The sequence below is a fragment of the Halorientalis sp. genome (assembly GCF_028275115.1).
Lineage (GTDB): Archaea > Halobacteriota > Halobacteria > Halobacteriales > Haloarculaceae > Halorientalis.
This window is the reverse complement of record NZ_JAQCNH010000027.1, coordinates 57,019-77,400: the sequence shown is the minus strand read 5'-3', so window position 1 is coordinate 77,400 and position 20,382 is coordinate 57,019. Positions and strand designations below refer to the sequence as shown.

Here is a 20,382-nt window from a genome sequence, read left to right as displayed (position 1 = left end):
TCAGTCGTCAAGTTCCGCGTTGCTCGTCGCCGTCCCCGCGGCCGTCTCGATCTCCTCGGGCTCCGCAGATTCATCGCCGGCGCGGGCCTTGACCGCCGCTTTGTCGAACTCGTTTGCGTCCATGTTCGGCTCCATTCCAGCCTTCTCCATCACCTCGATGTCGTCGCCGGGCGACTGGCCGCCCGTCGTGAGGTAGTCGCCGGTCAGGATACCGTCGGCACCAGCCTCGAACGGCAGGTGCTGTTCGTCCTGGTCGAGGTTCACCTCGCGCCCGCCCGTCAACCGGACCCGGGCGTCCGGATGGAGCAGCCGATACACTGCGATTGTCTTGATTATCTCCGGCGTCGTGATGTCCGCCGAATCGCCCAACTCGTCACCGAGTGCCGTCCCGGCGACGGGGTTGAGTATGTTCACGGGCAGTGAAGAGACGCCCACGTCCTGGAGCGCGATGGCCGCGTCGACCCGGTCGGTAGGTGACTCGCCCATCCCGAGGATAACGCCGGCACAGAGGTCCATTCCGACGTCCTTGGCGAGTTCGAGCGTCGCCACCCGGTCCTCGAAGGAGTGGGTCTCGACGATCTCCGGGAAGAAGTTCGGCGAGGTCTCGATGTTGTGATTGTAGTGGTTGATGCCTTCTTCGGCCAGAATCTCGGCTTCCTCGCGGGTGAGGATGCCGAGGCTGGCGTCGACCTCCACGTCGGTTTCGTCGCGCACCAGCCGAATCGCACGCAGGACCTCCTGCCACTCCCCGGGGCGTTGCGCTTTGGAGACGCCTTTCTCCGCGACGACGATGCCGAACCGCTGGGCACCGTCGCGCTCGGCGCGTCTGGCTGCCTCCAGAATCTCTTCGGGGTCGAGGAACCCGTACGTCTCGATGCCGGTGTCGAAATGTACCGACTGGGCACAGAAGCCACAGTCCTCGGCACAGTTGCCCGCCTTCGCGTTCACGATAGAGCAGGCGTCGACCGTGTCGTCGCCCAACTGCGAGCGCACGTAGTCGGCTCCGGCCGCAAGTTCCTCGACCGGCTGTGCCGTCAGTGCGAGTCCGTCACGGCGGTCGAGTCGCTCGCCCGCCAGCACCCGCTCGACGGCGTCGTCGATCGTCCGGTTACCGGTCTCGTAAACCACACACGACTCGACAGTTGACGAGTTAATAAAACTAGGGGTGGCAGACCGGAGCCGAGTGCCCGGCGGGGAAGCTCTCACTCCGGTAGACGGTGACCGGTCCGCTCTACGCGGACGTCTCGTAAGACCCGTCGACATCCAGCAGTGCGGCCGTGGAGATGCCGCCGAACTTCGCGAGGCCGTTGACCAGATGGAGGGTGATCAGCATCGCGAACGCGCCGAGGACAGCCAGACCGGCGACTTCTGGGACGGTGTCGGCGACCCACACCTGCTCCGTGTTGCCAAGCGTACGCAGGGTAAACTCTCCGGCCTGACTGCTCACTGTGAGCGGCTCGTCGAGGAAGAGAGCGACCGGTGCGGACAGGAACGCGAGCGAAATCGACGCCGCGGTGACGACCACCACGAACGCGGTGAGTCCGAAGACGAACTTCACGCCGACGAGGATCAGCGCCGTCCATGTCGTCGGTGCAGTTAGGACGGTCCGTGCCCAGGAGAGGACCGCCTCCAGATTCGTCGACCCGTTCCCGTGGTTCCGCCTGAGGGACTCGGGTGCCGGAACGTCCACCCCGAGCAGATGCCGCGCGAGCGACGCCTCGAAGCCGGCGATCAGCGTCACGCCGTACAGGGTCACCAGCAGAATCGGAACGCCGACGAGCGTGATCAGCAGGCCCACACCGGTGGCGACACCGACGATAATCGCGACGAAGTACAACAAGCCGAGCGGAAACGCGAGCAGCAGGTACGCGAGGCTTCGGTAGGTCTGTCCCCGGAACGGGACGGCGAAAAAGCCCCGGAGGCTGTCCGTGAGGGATCGGTGGGTCGTGGCGGTTTCTGCCATTGTTCCACTCCCACGTCGGTGCCGGGAGCCCGTATAATCGGAGTCAGGGTCCGCGAGCCAGCAACACGCCACAAAGTATAAGATGTAAGCCCCGAAGGGCCCGGTCGGCTGCGTACCAGACCCTGCGGCGGCGTCGAGGGCGTTCAGCTGTACCTCTCAACGAGGTCGACGAGCGTCGCCTTGTCCTGCATACCGACTACCTGCTCGACCGCCTCACCGCCGGCGAACAGGACGAGCGTCGGGACACCCTGCACGTTGAACTGCTTGGCGAGCGGTTGCTGTTCGTCAACGTCGACCTTCGCGACGGTGGCGGCGGTCTCGGAAGCGATCTCCTCGACGGTCGGTTCGAGCATCTGACACGGCCCACACCAGTCCGCGTAGAAGTCCACGAGGACGACCCCACCGTCCGTGAGGTCGGCGAAGTGATCGCCGTCCTCGACGTGAACCGGTTCGCCCGGCGACGCGCCGCCGGACAACTCCGACCGCAGCTCGTTTTTTTTCTGTTCACGGATCGATTCGATATCGTCTGGGTCGCCGGCGTCGCTCATACTGTACTGTACGGCAGCATGCCGTATAACGACGTTGGCTGTGCATCCCGGGAACACGGCCGTGCGCCGTCCAGGACAGTCCGGCGGCCCGACAGGTCCGCACTTCCGGGTCGGCGAGGCGGTCGCTGTCGGACTCGGTGACGGACGCGAACTCACGCCACCACCCGCCTTCGAGGAACTCAGTCGTCCGTGTCGACGTCTACGTCGCCTGTGGCGTCGACCGTCACGTCGTGGTCCGCGACGGAGAACGTGATGTCGTCGGCACCCCCATCGTCGAAGACGGCGGCCAGGTCGTCGAGGTCGACGTAGGCGTCGAGCTCGTCGAAATCGGCGACGTCGCCGTCGACAGCCTCCGCCACTGCTTCCAGAACGACCACACTCGCCGGCTGTGGACTGACCCAGGCCTCCTCGTCGTCGGTGTCACCCTCCTCGTCCGGTCGGAGAATGTACACCTCTCCATCGTTTGCACCCATATCGCTTCTTATATGCCATACCAGTATATAGACCCACCAGTAATTTCAGTCACTGAATACACTCTCGCCCGGGTACGGCCCCTTGAGGAGGGCAAAGCAATTAGGTAGCTGGTACCAGACACCAACTGACATGAGTACCGAGCCGCTCTCGACTTTCGAGTCGTCCGTTCCTGGCGACGTCCACCGGACGGCTGCCGGGGACGCCGACGACGTGCTGGCCGAGGTCGTCGAAGACCCGGCTGTGGGAACTGCGATACCGTACGACGACGTGACGGTGCCCGACTCCGTCGACGTCGAGCCGTCGCCGTCGACACTCGAGTCAGCTGTGACTGGCGTGACGCCGGCGGCGTTGGGCATCGCCGATTACGGCACCGTGACGGTCCCATCGGGTGCGGCCGGTGACGAACTGGTCAGCCTGTACGCGCCTCGCCACGTTGCCGTCGTCGCCGCCAGCGACGTGGTGGCCGACATGCCAGCGGCGTACGAGCGGCTCGGTGAGGACTTCGCGGCCGGGATGGACACACAGGTGCTGGCGACGGGCCCGAGCGCGACCGCCGATATGGGGACGCTCGTACAGGGCGTCCACGGCCCCTCGGAAACACACGTCGTCGTGCTGGAGGACAGATGAGTTCCCGCCGCGACACCGCCGAGCGCCTCCGGCGGTTGATGGCGACCGAAGGCGACGCGGTCGCACAGAACACCCGCACCGTCAACCAGCTCTCGGACTACGCGATACAGCAGTTCGACGACTACGAAGCGCTTCGTGGTGCAGCCCGCAGTATCAAGGAATCGGCCATCGAGAACCTACCGACGCTCATCGACGAGGTCACCGAGGCCGTCGAGGCAAACGGTGGGCAGGTTCACGTCGCCCAGACGGCCGCGGACGCGAACCGAATCGTCGAGAGGATCATGGCCGACCGCGAGGCGGACAAACTCGTCAAGAGCAAATCGATGACGACCGAGGAGATCGACGTGAACGGTCACCTCGAACAGGCCGGGTACGAGGTGGTCGAGACTGACCTCGGCGAGTACGTCATCCAGTTGGCCGACGAAGCCCCCTCGCACCTGATCGGACCGGCGATGCACCGGTCCCCGGACGACATCGCCGACCTGTTCAACGGCGAATTCGACCTCGGCGAGGAGCTGCCGGGCGACCCCACCGAACTCACCGACTTCGCCCGGGAGCGCGTGGGCGAACACATCCGCGAGGCCGACGTGGGCATGACCGGCGCGAACTTCGTGGTCGCCGAGTCGGGGACGCTGATGCTCGTCACCAACGAGGGTAACGCCCGGAAGACGGCGGTGACGCCGGACACGCACGTCGCCGTCGCGGGCATCGAGAAACTCGTCCACAGTCTCGCCGACCTCCAGCCGTTCACGGAACTCATCGCCCGCACGGGGACGGGGCAGGACATCACCTCCTACGTCTCGCTGTTGACCCCGCCGGTCGACACGCCGATTCCGGACTTCGAGGCCGACGAGATGCGTGACGCCGAGGAACGCGAGTTCCACCTGGTCTTGCTCGACAACGGTCGGATGGGGATGCGGGAGGACGACGACCTCCGAGAGACACTCTACTGCATCCGGTGTGGTGCCTGCTCGAACGCCTGCTCGAACTTCCAGGCCGTCGGCGGTCACGGCTTCGGCGGCGAGACCTACACTGGCGGTATCGGCACCGGCTGGGAGGCCGGCGTCCACGACCTCGACAGCGCCGGCGAGATGAACGACCTCTGTACCGGGTGTTCCCGCTGTGAACCCAAATGCCCGGTCGAGATCGACATCCCCTGGGTCAACACCGTCGTCCGCGACCGGATCAACCACCACGAGGACGGAGACGACTACGAGTTCCTCGTCGAGGGGCTGACGCCCGACGAGGAACCGGCGGGGCTGGACCTCCAGAAGCGCCTCTTTGGCAACGTGGAGGCGCTGGCGAAGGTCGGCTCGGTCGCGCCCGGCCTCAGCAACGCTGTCGCGGGGAGCCGACCCGGGAAGTGGGTACTGAAGCAGGTGTTCGGCGTCGACCCGCGTCGAGACCTCCCGCAGTTCGCCGACGAGACGCTGCGGGAGTGGTACGGTGCCCGCGGCACACAGGTCGCCGACCCTGACCGAGACGTGGTGCTGTACCCCGACGTGTACACCGACTACTTCGACCCCGAACGCGGGAGGGCGGCCGTCAGGGCTCTCGAAGCACTCGACGTTCGCGTCCACATCCCGGCCGTGCCGGAGAGCGGTCGCGCGCCTCTCTCGCAGGGCATGGTCGACACGGCCCGCGAGCAGGCGGAAGCGGTTCACGGCGCGCTGGTAACTCACATCGACGACGGCCGGGACGTGGTGGTAATCGAGCCGAGCGATCTGGCGATGTTCCGGCGCGACTACGACCACCTGTTGCCCGAGCGGTCGGCCGAACGGTTAGCCGAGAACTGCTACGACGTGATGGAGTTCGTCTACGGTCTGCTGGACAACGGAGCTGAGCAGGCCGCCCTCGACACACCTGTAGACGACGCCGGTGTCGCGTACCACAGCCACTGTCAGCAACGGACCATGGGTGTCGACGAGTACACCGAAACCGTCCTGTCGGAGCTGGGTTACAGCGTTCGCACGTCGGACGTGGAGTGTTGCGGAATGGCCGGCAGTTTCGGCTACAAGAGCGAGTACTACGAGGTCAGCATGGACGTGGGCGAACACCTACGCGCGGACCTCGGCGACGTCGACGACCGGCGGTTGCTCGCCAGCGGGACCTCCTGCCAGGAGCAACTCGACATTCTCTACGAGCGGGAGGTCCCCCATCCCGTCGAGTTGATCGCGCCGCGGTGAACCCCGAAAGAACAACTACTTTGACCGCCGGGTCGTCAGAGTGTGACAGTGTCGACCGACGCCGACGACCGCGTTTACTACGTCATCAGCGACCTCCACGTCGGCGGCGAAGAGCAACTCGGAGATGTCGAGGCGCTGCCGGAGTTGCTCGACTTTCTGGAAACACTGGAACGAACCGACGAGAACGCGGAACTGGTCATCAACGGCGACGCGTTCGGGCTCTGGGAAATAACGAGTGTCGAGGGGACGGCGAAGTTCGACTACCTGACAGACGCCTACCCGCGACTGTTCGAGCAGTTGCGCGTGACTGGCGAGAACGTCAGTATCACTCTGGTCCCCGGCAATCACGACCACGAACTCGCGGCCTACGACGAGTACGTCGAGCGCTTCGCGTCCTACAACGTCGAACTGGTCCAGCAGGAGTCGCTCACCAGACAGGTCGGTGACCGAGTCGTGCACTTCGAGCACGGCCACCAGCAGGACCCGAACAACAGGATCGAGGACTGGGGCAACCCCCACGCCTCGCCGCTGGGGTACTACTACAACACACTCGTCACGAGCCGGGCGGGGCAGCTCTCGGACCGGGGCCGGTACAACTGGCTGAAAGACGTTCAGGCCGTCACGCCAACGGAGCGGATGCCGGTGTGGCTCCTCTCGAAATACTTCTACCGCGAGATGAGTCCGCTCCTCCGGTACGCGCTCGTCCCCTTCCTCCTGTTGTTCAACGTCAGTGCCGTCCTCGCGGTCCTCGCTGGTCTGTCCGTGGCCGGGGTCTGGTCCACACCGATCGAGTTGGGGACCGCGTTCCTCGGCCGGTTCGGGACCGCCGGGACTGCCATCTGGTTCCTGCTCGCTGTCAACGTGGCCATCGCCGGTCTCCTCCTGCTCGTAGGAATCCCGTTGTACTTTCTCCGTCGGGACGTTCGAAAGACTATCGACCGGTTCGGTGTGTTCGAGACCACGCTCACCGTCGATGCCGAAACGCCGTACCAGCAGGCCGCACGCGACGTGTTTGCGGCCGACTCGGAGGCTATCATCTACTGTTACGGCCACACGCACCGACCGGGGGTGTCGACGGTCGGCGGCGGACTACTCGTCAACACCGGGACGTGGCTCAAGCGACTCCACCGCCGCGACGGCGTCATCGGCGTCCTCCCGCCAGTGTTCTTCCCCTCCTACCAGCTCTGTGCCGTCCGCATCGCGGCCGAGGCCGAAGCCGTGGTCGTCGAGTTCGAGGAGATTCGGAAACCGAGCCCGAGCCCCGAGGAGCTCACCCTCACAGAACGACTGCTCACACTGGGCCGAACGCCGGATCCGGAACTCCCGGAGCGGGCCGTCGTCGAGAACGAGCAACCCGCGGCACCGCCGGAGGCGGAGTGACGACCCGGCCAGCGACCGACTCATGGCCGAGTCACCCCGAACAGGAACAGGAGCAACGCGAACCCAGCGACGCCCGCGGAGCCGGGAACGAGCGTGAACGCTCGCACCGGCGCGGCGAGGAGATAGCCGACAGGCCGGAGCGGTCGAGGGAGCGTGCCGGCCGTCTCGAACAGCGTCTCCGTGTCACCGACGCTCGGGAACGCCGTCAGCCCGAAACAGACACCCAGCCAGTAGCAGGGGGCCGACAGGAGCGGTGTCCCGGCAGCCGGAGCCAGCACGAACGCGGCGAAGGCGAGCGTGGTGTTGAGCAGGACGGGTGCGACGGCGATCAGCAGGTCGGCGGGGAACGACCTGACCGGTTGATGATCGAGGTACGCGTCGGCGCCGAAAGGGTTCAGTACCGACGACTCGACCACGCCGACGCCGGTCACTCGGCAGGCGAGCATGTGGGCGGCCTCGTGACTCACGATGCCGGGCGCGATTAGCGCCGTCTCGACGGCGTAGTACAGGTCCGTGCCGGAGAACGACCTGTCGTCGGTCACGGGACAGGTGAACTGCGGTCCCGGACGTTCTATGTCCATCGGTTCTGTCGTCTGTGGTGGGTTCTGGAATCGATTCGGCTGACGTCCGTCAGACGCCCGGCAAAAGTTAAGAGGGAGGCTGTGTTGGAGGTCCGTATGGATGGACCAACGCAGGAAATTACCGCACTGGTGGGGCGAGAAGTGTACTCGAACAACGGTGTCTTCGTCGGCGAAGTTGAGGACGTGCGACTGGATCTGGACGACGTGCAGGTCACGGGACTGGCCCTGCACGAGGTCAACCACGACCTGTTCGGTGAGCGCGTTCAGGGCAACCGGGGCATCGTCCTGCCATACGACTGGGTACAGGCCGTCGGTGACGTAGTGCTGGTCAGCGACATCATCGAACGCCTTCGGACGCCGGAGGAAGAACAGGAAGAAGAGATTACGGCCTGACTCTCGCCCGACTTAGCTGCCGTTGCTGCCACCGTCGCTGCCGTCGACGCCCATCGCCTGAAACAGCTTCTGCCTGACGGCCTGTTCGGTCAGTTCCAGTAGCGTGTCGCGGTTGTCGTCGTTGGTCTCGATTCCGGTGAAGATGCCCAGCGGGACCTCCGCGCTGGCGTCGGTCGAGTGGCCAGCAGTCTCGCCAATCTCCGCGAAGGCGTCTTCCAGCACCGCGCCGATGTCCATCCGGATATCCTTCGAGCGGGCGGCGAGGTAGATGGTGTCGTCGGCTAGCGCGAACACGGCAGTCGTGGTGATCCCTTCCAGGTTCAGGAGATGTTGTGCGGCCTGCGAGAGCGCGTCACGGTCGCGGATGAAGCCGGCGTTGGAGATGAGATGTGACCCCTTCACCTCGCGATTGCGGATGGCTTCGGCCAGCACGTCCAGTGTCTCGGGCGACATCGACGGCGACTCGACCTGTTCGAGCGTGTCGCGGTCGGCGAACGGATAGAGGTAGGCGGCGGCCGTCAGGTCGGCGGGTGTGGTGTCGCGTTTGAAGTCGAGCGTCTCGGCGCGGATACCGTAGAGGAGCGCGGTCGCGACGTTCCCGTCCAGACTCAGATCGAGTTCCTGGATATACTTGGTGAGGATAGTCGAAGTGGCGGACACGTTCGGGCGCACGTCGACGAAGTCGGCGTCGTAATTGTGTTCGGGCTCGAAGTGGTCGACCACCACGTCGACCTCGTGTTCGACCTCCGGTTCGCCGCCTTTCGCGTTGTCGACCAGCGCGAACGTGTCGAACTGGTCGAGGTCGACGTCGCCGTTCTGTCGGAGTTCGATCCCGAGGAGGTTGACGAACGCCCGGTTTTCCTGATGGCCGATCTCACCCTGGTAGATGATGTCGGCCGCGACGTCGAGACTGTCGGCGACCAACTGGAGCGCAGCGGCGCTGGCGATGGAGTCCGGGTCGGGGCTCCGGTGGATGAAGATGGCCATTCGCTCGTCCGTGTCGGCGATGACGTCGCTGAGCTGGGTGGCCTTGTGCTCCATCTCGCCGGTTTCCAGCGCGCGAAGCGCCGAGTTGGCGATGACGGCCGACGGATTGATTACCACGTCGGCACCGGCTTCGGTGAGTTCGTCCGCGGAGACGGGGTCGGACGCACGCGCCACGATGAACTGTTCGCCGTCCCGTTCCCGGGCGTTCTGGACGGCGGCCATGTTGGCTTCGACGTCCGAAGAGAGGATGAGGAGCACGTCACGGTCTTCGATTATCTCGGCAGTCGCCGATTCCTGGATGTCGGCGGTGCGTGCGTCGAGGTCCTGGTCGCGGAGCGCTTCGACGCGGCCCTCGTCCTTGTCGAGAATGAGGACCTCTTTCCCTTCCGTCTCCAGTTCCTCGGCGACCGCGTGGCCCACACTCCCACATCCAAGAATCGCATATGCAGACATCGAGGCCATCGTAATGGCGCTGCTCATGATACCGGCGATGTGTCCGGGAGCTACTTATATTACACCTTCCCGTCACGTCCTCGAACTGCGGGAACTCGGAAACCGCCCGACGAGGGAAAGGAAACGTATTTCAATACAACTCCACTACGTATGCCCGCTGCCGGGGCCGATAGCTCAGTCCGGCAGAGCGACGGCCTCTTAAGCCGTCGGTCAAGGGTTCAAATCCCTTTCGGCCCGTTTTTCAGTTGCTCGCGGATTGCAGGCGGTAGACGCTCAACCCACTGGATTTGAATCAGGGAGTGGAGCGGAGCGGAACGACCGTGGTTCAAATCCCTTTCGGCCCGTTTTTTAGTTGCTCGCGGATTGCAGGCGGTAGACGTTCCACCCACTGGATTTGAATCAGGGAGTGGAGCGGAGCGGAACGACCGTGGTTCAAATCCCTTTCGGCCCGTTCCTCTGGCGAGCGCTTCCGCGAGCGGTAGGTGCTCGCGTTCGTGACTCCGGACGAACGCGAATGAGAGACCCGCCCTTACTGCGGACCACGACACGCAGATGGAACGCACTCCGGGCTAGCGCAGTGGCGGTCGACGGGGCGCTGGCGGCGTCGGAACACTCGTCCCTCGCGGGAATGGCGGGACTCTCTCGCTGTATCAAGATAGTCGAAGGGCACTTTGCTCAGGCCCGTCCATTCGACAACGATGTCGGAGTTCGAGACCTACACCTGCAACGACTGTACCGAGGAGTTCAGTGCACACCCAAGCTCGAACGCCGCGGCGAACACGTACTGCAGCCCGGTCTGTGAGACCCGAGGAAAAGGGCTCTGAGAGTGGCCGGTCGCGAACGGGCTGGAACTGTCGTCGGGACGGCGGGGGTCTCTGGTGACATCCGGCCGTCGGACGAGCTATTAGCTCCAGTCAGCGCGGTTGTGTCACTCCCCGGGACTGTAGTTCGGTGCTTCGTCGGTGATGACCACGTCGTGGGGGTGGCTCTCCTGCTGGCCGGCCGAGGAGACGCGGACGAACTCGGCGCGCTCTTTGAAATCCGGAATCGTCTCGGCACCGACGTAGCCCATGCCGCTTTGCATGCCACCGACTAGCTGGTGAAGCTCGTCCTCGAGGGGGCCCTGATACGGTGTGGCTGCCTCGACGCCTTCAGGAACGAGGTCGTCGTCTTCGGCCTCCTCTTTGAGGTACCGTTCGCCGCTGCCTGACTTCATCGCGCCGACACTCCCCATACCGCGGTACTGTTTGTACTTTTTGCCGTTCATCGTGACGACACGCCCGGGGGCCTCGGCCGTCCCGGCGAAGTACGAGCCGAGCATCACGGCGTCGGCACCGGCTGCGATGGCTTTGATAGCGTCACCGGAGTAGCTGATGCCGCCGTCGGCGATGACGGGTACGTCGTGCTGGCTGGCCACGTCGGCAACCTGCGCGACGGCAGTAATCTGTGGCATGCCGGCGCCGGTGACGACGCGGGTGGTACAGATCGAGCCCGGACCGATGCCGACCTTGACCCCGTCAGCGAAGCCGATCACGTCACGGGCAGCCTCACGGGTGCCGATGTTACCGACGACTACGTCGGCATCGACGAGGCTCTTGATTTCACGGGCGCTATCTATCACGGTACGATTGTGCGCGTGAGCGCAGTCGATGAACAGCACGTCGGCACCGGCATCGTCGGCGGCGGTCGCGCGCTCGGTGTCGTGGGGGCCGACGGCGACGCCAGCACGGAGTTTGCCGCTCTCGTCGCGGGCGGCGTCGTCGTACTGCCGGCGCTGGAGGATACCCTGCATCGTGACGAGGCCGACGAGGCGGTTCTCGCCGTCGACGATGGGGACTCGCTCGATCTTGTGGTCATACATCAACTCGAGCGCCTCGCGGGCAGTCACGTCTTCGGGGGCGGTGATGACCTCGTCAGTCATGGCCTCGTTGACCTCGTCGCGATCACCGACCTCCAAGTACGGACGGATATCTGTGCCCGAGATGATTCCGAGCACCTCGTCGTCCTCGTCGACAACCGGCGCGCCGGAGACGCCTGCCTGTTCCATCATCTCGTCGACGTCCCGGACGGTCTGGCTGGGGTTGGCCGTCACCACGTCACGAATAATGAGTTCGTCGGCACGCTTGATGCGCTCGATTTCCGTTACCATCTCGTCGATGGTCATGTTCTGGTGTAGGACCCCCAGCCCGCCCTGTCGAGCCATCGCGATAGACATGTCACTTTCCGTCACGGTGTCCATCGCGGCCGAAAGAACCGGAACCGTGAGCTCAACGTTCGTGGACACGCGGGTCGTCGTGTTGGCTTCGTCCGGTTCAACGTGGCTCTCCTTGGGTCGCAAAAGCACGTCGTCGAACGTCAGCGCCTCCGGGACCCGGAGTTTCTCCGAGAAGAACTCGTTGTCGTTCGCCATGTAAACCGTGGAACCGGACCGGGGAAAAACGTTGCGAGACGGGCCGTTCAGGCGGCCAGCTCACACCGACTCGACCTGTCGCGGGCCGGCCCGTCAGAAAAAAATCCGAGTTCGTCCCAGGATCCGTTGTCAACCGAAACGACTGGACAGTAACCGCCGCCGTGAGTGGACGATTCCCGTTCCGTGGGGGCGTATCCCACACAACGCTTATGACTCCGACAATACTTGTTATAGGCATGGATTCCGCCAGCCAATCGAACGTGCGTGTCGCGAGCGAACCGTCACTAGCCGCGAGTGGCGACAACACATTTTGCGACGACCGCACATTCAATACGGCGGAGAAACCGGCCACCGCGGGCGATGTCGACCCGCACTGGCGCGCCCTGATACGTCGTTCACACCACCCGATGGCCACGGGAGAGGGCCACTCGCGCTGAATGAGCCAGTCTCAGCATCCGGTCGCGCTTCGTATCGAGCGACGCGTCGGCGGTGCGACGCGCCTGCTTGCGACCGTTATGTGTCTTCCGTTACTCGACGGTATCTTCCCGGCACTCGTTCTCGCCGGTGCCCTGTCCGAACCGACGGGAATTCTGGAGGTCGGTCTGTTGATCTTCGGCGGGAGCGCGACCGTCGCGGTTGTCCTCGCCGACATGGACGGTTCGCCGAGAGAGCAGGCGAGATCCGTCCTGCTCGTCGGGAGCGTCGTCGTCGTTGGCGCAGTCGTCGAGGCGGCATTGGCCCCGACCATCGCGGGGTTCATCGACCTCGGGGTATTCAAGCGGTTCGCCGGTCTCGTCATCCTCGCGGTCGCCGCACAGACCGCGAGCGCCCGGGTCGGTGACCTCCTCCCGCGGCCGGCGATTATTATCGCGCTCGGACTGGTCGCCAGCCTGGACCCTGCCGGCGCGGCACTGGTCGTCCAGTTCGACCCCGGTCTGATGCTGCGAGCGGCCGCAGCGGCGCTCGTTGCAGTCGGGTTCGCGCTCCACCTCGCCGTTTTTGGGCCGTGGCTTCGCGACATCGTGGACATCGACCGGTTCCGGTTCGGGAGTGCCGTCGCACTCGGTGTCCTCCCGCTGGGTCTGTTCGGCCTCGTACCCGGTGACGCGCCGCTGGCCCTGGCCGTACTGGGTATGACTTTCCTGTTCGCGTTCGACCCGCAGGACTCGGTGGCCGACCTCCGCTCCGACGACGGTTCTGACGGCGGCGACCAGTCCCGGGCCGACGACGAGTACGACTCCGTGGGCCCTGCGAGTCCCGACACCGTCGCCGAAGAGGACCACGCCCCCTGGCTGTAAGTTCGCGTCGAAGGGAAAGTTTAGGAACGTGACCCCGCGAATGTAGATATGGCCGACAACCGCGTTGTTCAGGGACGGATGGTCACGCCCGGCAAACTGGCCGAAATTATCGAAGGCGACAGCGTGATGGACGCAGAGTCTATCGAAGACGCGAGCCAGGACTGCCCCGACTGTGGCGGCAACGTTCTCGAAGTGGGTTACATGCCTTCCGTCACCGAGTTCGTCACCGGACAGAAGTGTCAGGACTGCGACTGGTCGGAGACGGACCGGGACTGACCGAATCGAAATCTCTTTACGGAAACTAGTCTAATCAAATAACACGGGGTCGTGGCCAAGTCCGGCATGGCGACTGACTCCAGAGGCACCGCGCCCGGTGACGAAACTCCAGACTGATATACTGAGCGGACGGCTGATCACCGTCCGCGCTGATGACCCTCTGGGGTTCCGAGGCGCGACCGGAGATATCAGTCGATCGGGAGTTCAAATCTCTCCGACCCCATAACCTCACTTCATCCGATTAAATCCACCGCACAGCCCTGCTGCTACAGGGTTCTGTTTCGAGGGTCGAGATTTCGAGTGAGGATTTGAACCCGTCATCGAAACTGCCCCGGCGCGGTCAACCTCACGATACTGGCGGCCGTCTACCGGCGGCGACAGCAAAACGCGACCGGCTCGCGGCAACGCTGATTCGGGGCAGCCGGCGGGACCTGGAAACGGGTAGAGTGTAACGCCTGCCACGTCCCGGTGACGTGGCTCTCCCGCATCATACGGACGCGGCTCCGTCGAGGAGCGGAGCCGCGCCGTTTGCCAGAACCAGTGATTAATACGTCTGGGATTCGTACCAGATTTCTAAGTGAGAATACTCAAAAAGGACCGGCGCACCAAGCCTGAGCGGCGATGCGGACACCGTATCGCAGGTACGGCTCCCGTCGGATGGTGACCCGTACTCGCGGTGCGGACCCGTGTACGGGGCTCGTAGGTCCCTTCTCACACCGGAGTTCGGTGTCTTGGTCTGCCGGTGAGCGTCCGACGGGTACTCCGCCAGACTGGACACCGACCGAGTGATAGCAGTCTCCGTGACTGCGGAAACCGGCGGCTCCAACCCGATCAAAACACCAACGATACAACATGAGCACAACAGTAGGAGACCAAATCCGACAGCTCGAACTCGAAACCCGAATCCAGTACGGACTGATGTTCTTGTTCGGTGCACTCTGTCTAATCGCAGCGTTCGCGCCACTGGAGTTACTGGTCAAGTCCGTCGTCGTCTCGACGCTGTTTGGATTCACGGCCGGCATCTGGGTGTCACACCTGGTGCAGATCGTGCAGAAAGCCGCCGAACAGCAGACAGCGGGGTCGGCCTGATGAGCGCAGACACCGTCGACGACGATACACAGCGCTCGACGTTCCTCTCGGGCATCGAGTTTCTCACGGGAGAAGACCCCAGTGCGGGATCGTTCCTGCTCGTCGTCGCGATCATCACCTGCGTATTTATCGCGGCGTTTCAGTTCACGCTCCCGGATCCGATTTCGCTCCTGTTAACTGGCCTCGTCCTGGCCGTGGCCGTGATCAGTTTCATTATCGGGGCGGTTCTCGACGCACTCGATTACTTCGACACACCGCCGAAAAACGAGTAACTGGACCGCTACCGCTCGAGGCGACTCAGTAGGACGGACATCGGGGCCGAACGCTGTTTCTGGAACTGTGTTCCGAACGTTCAGACGAGAAGCCCCGTGGCCAGCGCGACGTTCGTCGCGAGAATCCAGAGGACGTTGTCCCGGAGTCGCGCGGTCGGAACGTCGGTGTCGGGTCGTGTCAGCGCCCAGCGGGCACAGCGGCCGAACAGGACGAACGGGACGAGCGCGAGGAGTGCGGGCAGTGGGAGCGTCCCGGTGGCGACAGCAGTGACGACGGCGAGGGCCGTGGCACCGCCGGCGAGCACGTACAGCAGGCCGCCTGCTCGGCGGCCGAATCGGTGGATCAGGTTACGGCGACCGCCGTCACGGTCGGGTTCGAGGTCCGGAAACTCGTTCAACAACAGCAGGTTGAAGGTGAGAAACAGGGGTGGGAGCGCGGTCACGAGGAGCGCGGGAGTGAACTGGCCGGTCTGGACGAAGCCGATGCCGACGACGGGCAGAAACCCGAGGCCAAGTCCGGCGGCGAGTTCGCCTAAACCGTATTTCGTGAACACGGGCGTGTAGGCCGCGACCGTCACCCCGCCGAGAGCGACGACCGGAATGAGTGCCGGACCGACCAAGGAGACGAACCAGACACCGATTACCGCAGCTACCGCGAGACCGGCGTAGCCAAGGCGGCGAGCATCACGTGGCGAGAGTTCGCCGGACGGAAGGGTCCCGCTCCCGCCACTGAACGGCGTCGGATCGGTTTCCAGGTCGATTCCGGTCTCGTAATCCCGCGCTTCGTTGAGGGCATTGACAGCGACGTGTGCGGCGGTCAGGCCGACCGTAGCGATCACAGCGCGGCCGACGTCGGCGCCACCGGTGACAGCCGCTGCACCGACGCCGACCGCGGCGAGGGTGAGCGGGAGTGCGAGAAACGGTGCACGCGCGACCCTCAAGACTGCCGTGAAACGGCTGGTGCTCTTGGTCGTTGTCTCCGCAGGCATGCCGTAGAGTACGGACCGAACGGTCATCAAGCATTGGTTTACTGCGCTCCCGCGGTCTGTGGCACCGTCGATGCAACCGACCTATCCCCGGGCGACACGCTCGGACTGGAGAGACGACAGGTCCCGGCCAGGGGGGTCGTCCGGGCCGATAGCGCGCCGCAGCCCAGGGTGCACCTACGCCGGTTTCAGCTGTCGAACTCGTAGTCTTCGAGAGTCGCGAGCTCGACATCTTCCAGCACGGCCTCGCTCGTGGCTTTCAGCACGACAGGTGGTGCGACGTCCTCGTCTATCGCTTCGAGCCAGCGGCCGACACAGAGACACCAGCGGTCGCCGGGTTCGAGGCCGGGGAAGTCCAGTTCGGGTCGAGGCGTCATCAGGTCGTTGCCGCGAGCCTTGCTAAATTCCAGAAACTCCTCGGTCAAGACGGCACAGAGTTCGTGACGGCCAGTGTCGGCTGGGTGGGAACGACAGCACCCGTCCCGTTCGAAGCCGGTCATCGGGTCTTTGCTGCAGGGCTCCAGTTCCATGCCGAGAACGTTCTGCTCGTCGGTCATACGTGACCTTACAGCGGGCGAGTAAAAGACGTGTCCCACGAGAGAGTACCACAGACCGGAGTGAGGTCGGGCGCGGGTCATCCGGGACCCACTCTCAGAGACCAGACTCCAGGTGGGTTCCACGCCGCGAATCGCAGTCCGATACCGCGACGACCGTCGACCGTGGGGCAACGCGGCACTCGACGCGGCCGCCGCTGACGACCAGCCCCCGTCCGGTCCGGTGTACCTGTTCGATTCGCAGTTCCACCGGAGCGGGATAGTCTGCGACGCCAGACCACGGTTCGGCTACGAGACGGTCGTCGACCACGCAACCCGGGACGAGGACCACGGCGACAGCCTGTCGCTGTGTCGCGGTGAGCCTGGACGGATACTCGGCGACCTGCCGCCGAGCCGGGTTTACCTAAATCGAAGCGGTGCCGGACGAGACGGCCGCATTCGGGACTGAGCACTCGCTCTGGAATCGCCACTGCGACCGGACGCATACCGGCTGGCCGGGCTGGATGGACCCGGACCGAGCCGTCGACCCCGAACTCCGACGCCGCGCGAGCGGAGCGACACGGCGCCCGGTGGACGGTCGCGACTCAGCGAGTTTCGTTCGCCCGCTACTCGTTGCTCTGCTGAGCGTCGACCACCGCCACGGCCGCAAGATTCACGATGTCGTTGACCTCGTCGCCACGCTGGAGGACGTGGACGGGTTTGTCCATACCGACGAGCATCGGGCCGATAGCCTCCGCGCCGCCGAGGCGCTGGAGGAGTTTGTAGCCGATGTTGCCGGCTTCGAGGTTGGGGAACACGAGGACGTTCGCGTGGCCGTCGAGATCGGTGAACTCGTAGTCGTCGGTCAGCAGGTCCTCGACGACGGCCGTATCGGCCTGCATCTCCCCATCGACGGGAAAGTCCACCGCCGGGTCGGCCCGGAGCCGCTGGGCGGCCTGGCGTGGCTTGCGCGTTCCTTCGTTGTCCACGCTGCCGAAGTCCGAGTACGAGAGCAACGCGGCGCGGGGGGTCACGTCGAACCGACGTGCCAGTTCGGCGGTGTGGCGGGTCACCTCTTCGAGCACGTCGGCGTCGGGGTTCTGGTTGACCGTCGCGTCCGCGACGAACACTACGCGGTTCTTGAAGGTAAGCATGTAGACGCCGGCGGCGTAGTCGGCGTCGTCGGCGGTGCCGACGACCTGCAGTGGCGGCTTCAGCGCAGAGGGGTAGTTGTGTGTGAGACCGGTCAACATCACGTCGGCGTCGCCCATCTCCACCATGACACTGGCGAGGTAGTTGTCGTTCTCGACGAGCTCAGTGGCCTCCTTTCGGGTGATTCCATCGCGTTTCCGGAGGTCGTACAGTCGTTCGGCATAAGGTTCGAGTTGGTCTCGCTCGGGGTCGACGACGACGGGGTTGAGATCGAGTCCGAGGTCGTCGATGGACCGCCAGATATCCTCGCGGTTGCCGACGAGAATGGGCTCGGCGATGCCCTCCGCCGACAGTTGGCGGGCGGCGCGGACGATCTTCTCGTCGTCGCCCTCGGCCAGCACTACGCGTTTGGGGTCGTTCTGTGCGCGGTTGAGCACGACCCGCATCATCTCACGAGACTTGCCGAGTCTTGCTTCGAGGCGTTCGCGGTAGGCGTCGAGGTCGAGGTCGCGACGGGCCGCGCCGCTGTCGATGGCCGCCCGGGCGACGGCGGTGGCGACCTCGAACAACACTCTGGAGTCCAACGGCTTCGGGATGATGTAGTCAGGGCCGAACTGGAGCGGGTCGTCGTCGTATGCTTTCCGGACTGCGTCGGGCACGTCCGTCCGGGCCAGGCGGGCGATGGCCTCCGACGCGGCGACTTTCATCTCCTCGTTGATGTCGGTCGCACGGGCGTCCAGCGCGCCGCGGAAGATGAACGGGAATCCGAGGACGTTGTTCACCTGGTTGGGGTAGTCCGAACGGCCGGTGGCGACGATGACGGTGTCGTCGCGGGCCGCCTTCGCCTCCCGGTAACCGATTTCGGGGTCGGGATTTGCCATCGCGAACACGACGGGGTCGTCGGCCATCGACTGGACCATCTCCTGTGAGACGATTCCGCCGACCGAGAGGCCGACAAAGGCATCAGCACCGGCCATCGCATCGGCAAGGTCGCCGCCCCCCGCCGGCGGTCGGGCGAACGGCTCGACGAACTCGTCGAGGCCGTCGCGTTCGGTCGTGATGACTCCGTGTTCGTCGGCCATGGTGATCTGTTCGGGGGGAACGCCCAGCGAGACGTAGAAGCGGGCGGTCGCGGTCGCTGCGGCACCGGCGCCGGCGAACGTGATCGACAGGTCTTCGATGTCCTTCTCGAGAATGTGCGTGGCGTTCAGCAGGGCCGCGCCTGTGATGATGGCGGTGCCGTGCTGGTCGTCGTGGAAGACTGGGATCGACATGCGCTCGCGGAGACGGTTTTCGATCTCGAAGCACTCCGGCGCTTTGATGTCCTCCAGATTGATCCCGCCGAACGTCGGCTCCATGCCGGCGACGGCCTCGACGAACGCGTCGGTCTCCTCGAAGTCGTACTCCACGTCGAACACGTCGATGTCGGCGAAGCGCTTGAACAGGACGCCTTTCCCTTCCATCACAGGTTTGGAGGCCTGTGCGCCGATGTCGCCCAGTCCCAGTACCGCGGAGCCGTTCGAGACGACGCCCACGAGATTGCCCTTGGCGGTGTACGTGTAGGCCTCGCCGGCGTCGTCGCTGATCTCCCTGCAGGGGGCGGCGACGCCCGGCGAATACGCGAGACTCAGGTCGCGCTGGGTGTTGGTCGGCTTTGTCGTCTCCATCTCGATTTTTCCGGTGGGATCGGTCCGGTGGTACTCCAGTGCGTCGTCGTCCAGTCCCATAGGGCAAGTCAGTCGCCGCGCGGACAAAAAATCGTGCCCGAGACACGCGGACAGATGGCACACTGAGCGGCTACCGAGGCCTCGCGCCGGCGGCGCGACCGGTCACCGGAACCGGGAGTTATTCGCCATTGGGGGCCCTCGAATTGGTCGATGGGTACCGCCACTGTCGACCGGTCACGGACGGCTCTCCGCGACCTGGGGCTGATCGGGGTCGTCGCGGCTGTCCTCGTTTGGGCCCACGTCGCGCTTCCGCCGGCCGTCCGCACGCGACTGGCCTTTCGTCACGAGACAATCGACCCCGTCTCACTGTACACCAGCGCGTTCGTTCACTTGGACGTAGCCCACCTGGTCGGTAACGTCGCGGGCTACGTCGCTGCCGCTCTCGTGGCGTACGGACTCTGTGTGCAGGTCGATCACCGGCGGTGGTTTCGCGTCACGTTCGCGGGTTTCCTGCTCGTCCTGCCGGTCGCGGTGAGTCTCACCAGTTACGCTGTCATCGGCCTGCTGTATCCTGGCATCGAACCGGTGAGCCGCGGCTTCTCCGGCGTCGGGGCGGGCTTCGCTGGCTTCGTCTTCGTCGCCCTGCTGGCGGCGTTGAACCGACTGTACGACTATCGAGTGACCGGGTACGCGGGGCTCGCCATCTGGCTCCTGCTCCTGTTCGAGGTGTATCTCATCTACGTCGGGACCGTGACGCTCCCGGTCGCCGGCCTCTTCGCCGTCGGCTGGGGAGTCTGTGCGTGGGGTATCAGCCGGGAGTCGAAGGGACCGACGATACAGTCCCGGCCCAGTTCGCGAGCCGAACTGATTCAGGTCACACAGACCGCGCTGGTCGTCGTCCTCCTGGTGAGCTTCGTCTCCGTCCTGTTCCCGCCCACCATCGTCGAGGACGGTGCGGTCACGAACGTCTTCGCCCACGCCGCCGGTTTTCTCTACGGAATCGGTGGAGCGGCGCTGACCGCACGGTACACCCGGGCCCGCTGACCGGCGAAAGAGTTATGTTTGTCACTGTTCGACAAAGTAATAGAACCCCGATTCGCTGTGGAT

20 protein-coding genes and 2 tRNA genes are annotated in these 20,382 nt (G+C 64.6%); 12 read left to right on the top strand and 10 right to left on the bottom strand.

What is annotated here, in order from left to right; translation table 11 throughout:
- From bioB to Q0964_RS04390, 4 genes are all read right to left on the bottom strand, one after another.
- Positions 1–1,128, bottom strand: coding sequence for a biotin synthase BioB (bioB, locus tag Q0964_RS04405; RefSeq protein ID WP_299263889.1), 1,128 nt, complete (start codon positions 1,126–1,128; stop codon positions 1–3).
- A 103-nt stretch (positions 1,129–1,231) separates the two neighbouring features.
- Positions 1,232–1,963 (bottom strand): sensor domain-containing protein, encoded by a 732-nt coding sequence (locus Q0964_RS04400; protein WP_299263886.1) that lies wholly within the window; start codon positions 1,961–1,963, stop codon positions 1,232–1,234.
- Positions 1,964–2,106: 143 nt separating this feature from the next.
- Positions 2,107–2,511, bottom strand: a complete 405-nt coding sequence (gene trxA / locus Q0964_RS04395) for a thioredoxin (protein WP_299263883.1) — start codon at positions 2,509–2,511, stop codon at positions 2,107–2,109.
- Positions 2,512–2,690: 179 nt separating this feature from the next.
- The gene (locus Q0964_RS04390; RefSeq protein ID WP_299263880.1) at positions 2,691–2,984 is read right to left on the bottom strand and encodes a HalOD1 output domain-containing protein; all 294 of its coding nucleotides are present in this window, start codon (positions 2,982–2,984) and stop codon (positions 2,691–2,693) included.
- Positions 2,985–3,114: 130 nt separating this feature from the next.
- Between Q0964_RS04390 and Q0964_RS04385 the strand changes: the two genes are divergently transcribed.
- The 3 genes from Q0964_RS04385 to Q0964_RS04375 are packed head-to-tail and all read left to right on the top strand — an operon-like array spanning position 3,115 to position 7,178.
- Entirely contained in the window at positions 3,115–3,612 is a 498-nt protein-coding gene (locus tag Q0964_RS04385) for an LUD domain-containing protein (protein WP_299263877.1), read from the top strand.
- The gene (locus Q0964_RS04380; protein ID WP_299263874.1) at positions 3,609–5,798 is read left to right on the top strand and encodes an LUD domain-containing protein; all 2,190 of its coding nucleotides are present in this window, start codon (positions 3,609–3,611) and stop codon (positions 5,796–5,798) included. Before Q0964_RS04385 ends, Q0964_RS04380 begins: the two co-directional genes overlap by 4 nt.
- Before the next feature lie 48 nt (positions 5,799–5,846).
- A complete protein-coding gene (locus Q0964_RS04375; RefSeq protein ID WP_299263929.1) occupies positions 5,847–7,178 on the top strand; it encodes a metallophosphoesterase in 1,332 nt (443 codons plus the stop codon).
- A gap of 20 nt (positions 7,179–7,198) precedes the next feature.
- On the opposite strand, the gene Q0964_RS04370 is transcribed toward Q0964_RS04375, so the two are convergent.
- Positions 7,199–7,759 (bottom strand): metalloprotease family protein, encoded by a 561-nt coding sequence (locus Q0964_RS04370; RefSeq protein ID WP_299263871.1) that lies wholly within the window; start codon positions 7,757–7,759, stop codon positions 7,199–7,201.
- Between the two features lie 96 nt (positions 7,760–7,855).
- On the opposite strand from Q0964_RS04370, the gene Q0964_RS04365 reads away from it, so the two are divergent.
- Positions 7,856–8,152 (top strand): PRC-barrel domain-containing protein, encoded by a 297-nt coding sequence (locus Q0964_RS04365; protein WP_299263868.1) that lies wholly within the window; start codon positions 7,856–7,858, stop codon positions 8,150–8,152.
- A gap of 12 nt (positions 8,153–8,164) precedes the next feature.
- On the opposite strand, the gene Q0964_RS04360 is transcribed toward Q0964_RS04365, so the two are convergent.
- Positions 8,165–9,619 (bottom strand): DHH family phosphoesterase, encoded by a 1,455-nt coding sequence (locus Q0964_RS04360; RefSeq protein WP_299263865.1) that lies wholly within the window; start codon positions 9,617–9,619, stop codon positions 8,165–8,167.
- A 136-nt stretch (positions 9,620–9,755) separates the two neighbouring features.
- On the opposite strand from Q0964_RS04360, the gene Q0964_RS04355 reads away from it, so the two are divergent.
- A tRNA-Lys gene (locus tag Q0964_RS04355) sits at positions 9,756–9,829 on the top strand.
- A 691-nt stretch (positions 9,830–10,520) separates the two neighbouring features.
- Here the strand turns inward: Q0964_RS04355 and guaB are convergent.
- The gene (gene guaB, locus Q0964_RS04350) at positions 10,521–12,002 is read right to left on the bottom strand and encodes an IMP dehydrogenase (RefSeq protein WP_299263862.1); all 1,482 of its coding nucleotides are present in this window, start codon (positions 12,000–12,002) and stop codon (positions 10,521–10,523) included.
- Positions 12,003–12,439: 437 nt separating this feature from the next.
- Here guaB and Q0964_RS04345 point away from each other — a divergent pair, with 437 nt between their 5' ends.
- From Q0964_RS04345 to Q0964_RS04325, 5 genes are all read left to right on the top strand, one after another.
- Complete coding sequence (locus Q0964_RS04345) at positions 12,440–13,300, top strand: DUF5794 domain-containing protein (RefSeq protein ID WP_299263859.1); 861 nt, start codon at positions 12,440–12,442, stop codon at positions 13,298–13,300.
- Between the two features lie 48 nt (positions 13,301–13,348).
- The gene (locus Q0964_RS04340) at positions 13,349–13,576 is read left to right on the top strand and encodes a DUF5795 family protein (RefSeq protein ID WP_299263857.1); all 228 of its coding nucleotides are present in this window, start codon (positions 13,349–13,351) and stop codon (positions 13,574–13,576) included.
- 45 nt (positions 13,577–13,621) lie between these two features.
- Positions 13,622–13,799, top strand: a tRNA-Trp gene (locus Q0964_RS04335).
- A gap of 629 nt (positions 13,800–14,428) precedes the next feature.
- Positions 14,429–14,665, top strand: coding sequence for a hypothetical protein (locus Q0964_RS04330; protein ID WP_299263854.1), 237 nt, complete (start codon positions 14,429–14,431; stop codon positions 14,663–14,665).
- On the top strand, positions 14,665–14,937 hold the full coding sequence (locus Q0964_RS04325; RefSeq protein ID WP_299263851.1) for a hypothetical protein: 273 nt from the start codon (positions 14,665–14,667) through the stop codon (positions 14,935–14,937). The genes Q0964_RS04330 and Q0964_RS04325 overlap by 1 nt, the downstream gene beginning before the upstream one ends.
- Positions 14,938–15,017: 80 nt before the next feature.
- On the opposite strand, the gene Q0964_RS04320 is transcribed toward Q0964_RS04325, so the two are convergent.
- Positions 15,018–15,926: a prenyltransferase gene (locus Q0964_RS04320; protein WP_299263848.1), complete on the bottom strand. Its 909-nt coding sequence runs from the start codon at positions 15,924–15,926 to the stop codon at positions 15,018–15,020.
- 185 nt (positions 15,927–16,111) lie between these two features.
- Complete coding sequence (locus Q0964_RS04315) at positions 16,112–16,480, bottom strand: DUF2237 family protein (protein WP_299263845.1); 369 nt, start codon at positions 16,478–16,480, stop codon at positions 16,112–16,114.
- Positions 16,481–16,592: 112 nt separating this feature from the next.
- Here Q0964_RS04315 and Q0964_RS04310 point away from each other — a divergent pair, with 112 nt between their 5' ends.
- Complete coding sequence (locus tag Q0964_RS04310) at positions 16,593–16,925, top strand: hypothetical protein (RefSeq protein ID WP_299263843.1); 333 nt, start codon at positions 16,593–16,595, stop codon at positions 16,923–16,925.
- A 157-nt stretch (positions 16,926–17,082) separates the two neighbouring features.
- Here the strand turns inward: Q0964_RS04310 and Q0964_RS04305 are convergent, their stop codons facing one another.
- Positions 17,083–19,335 carry an NADP-dependent malic enzyme gene (locus Q0964_RS04305; protein WP_299263840.1) on the bottom strand — a complete coding sequence of 751 codons (2,253 nt, stop codon included), beginning with the start codon at positions 19,333–19,335 and terminating at the stop codon, positions 17,083–17,085.
- A 150-nt stretch (positions 19,336–19,485) separates the two neighbouring features.
- On the opposite strand from Q0964_RS04305, the gene Q0964_RS04300 reads away from it, so the two are divergent.
- Positions 19,486–20,319 carry a hypothetical protein gene (locus tag Q0964_RS04300; protein ID WP_299263837.1) on the top strand — a complete coding sequence of 278 codons (834 nt, stop codon included), beginning with the start codon at positions 19,486–19,488 and terminating at the stop codon, positions 20,317–20,319.
- Positions 20,320–20,382: the final 63 nt, after the last annotated feature.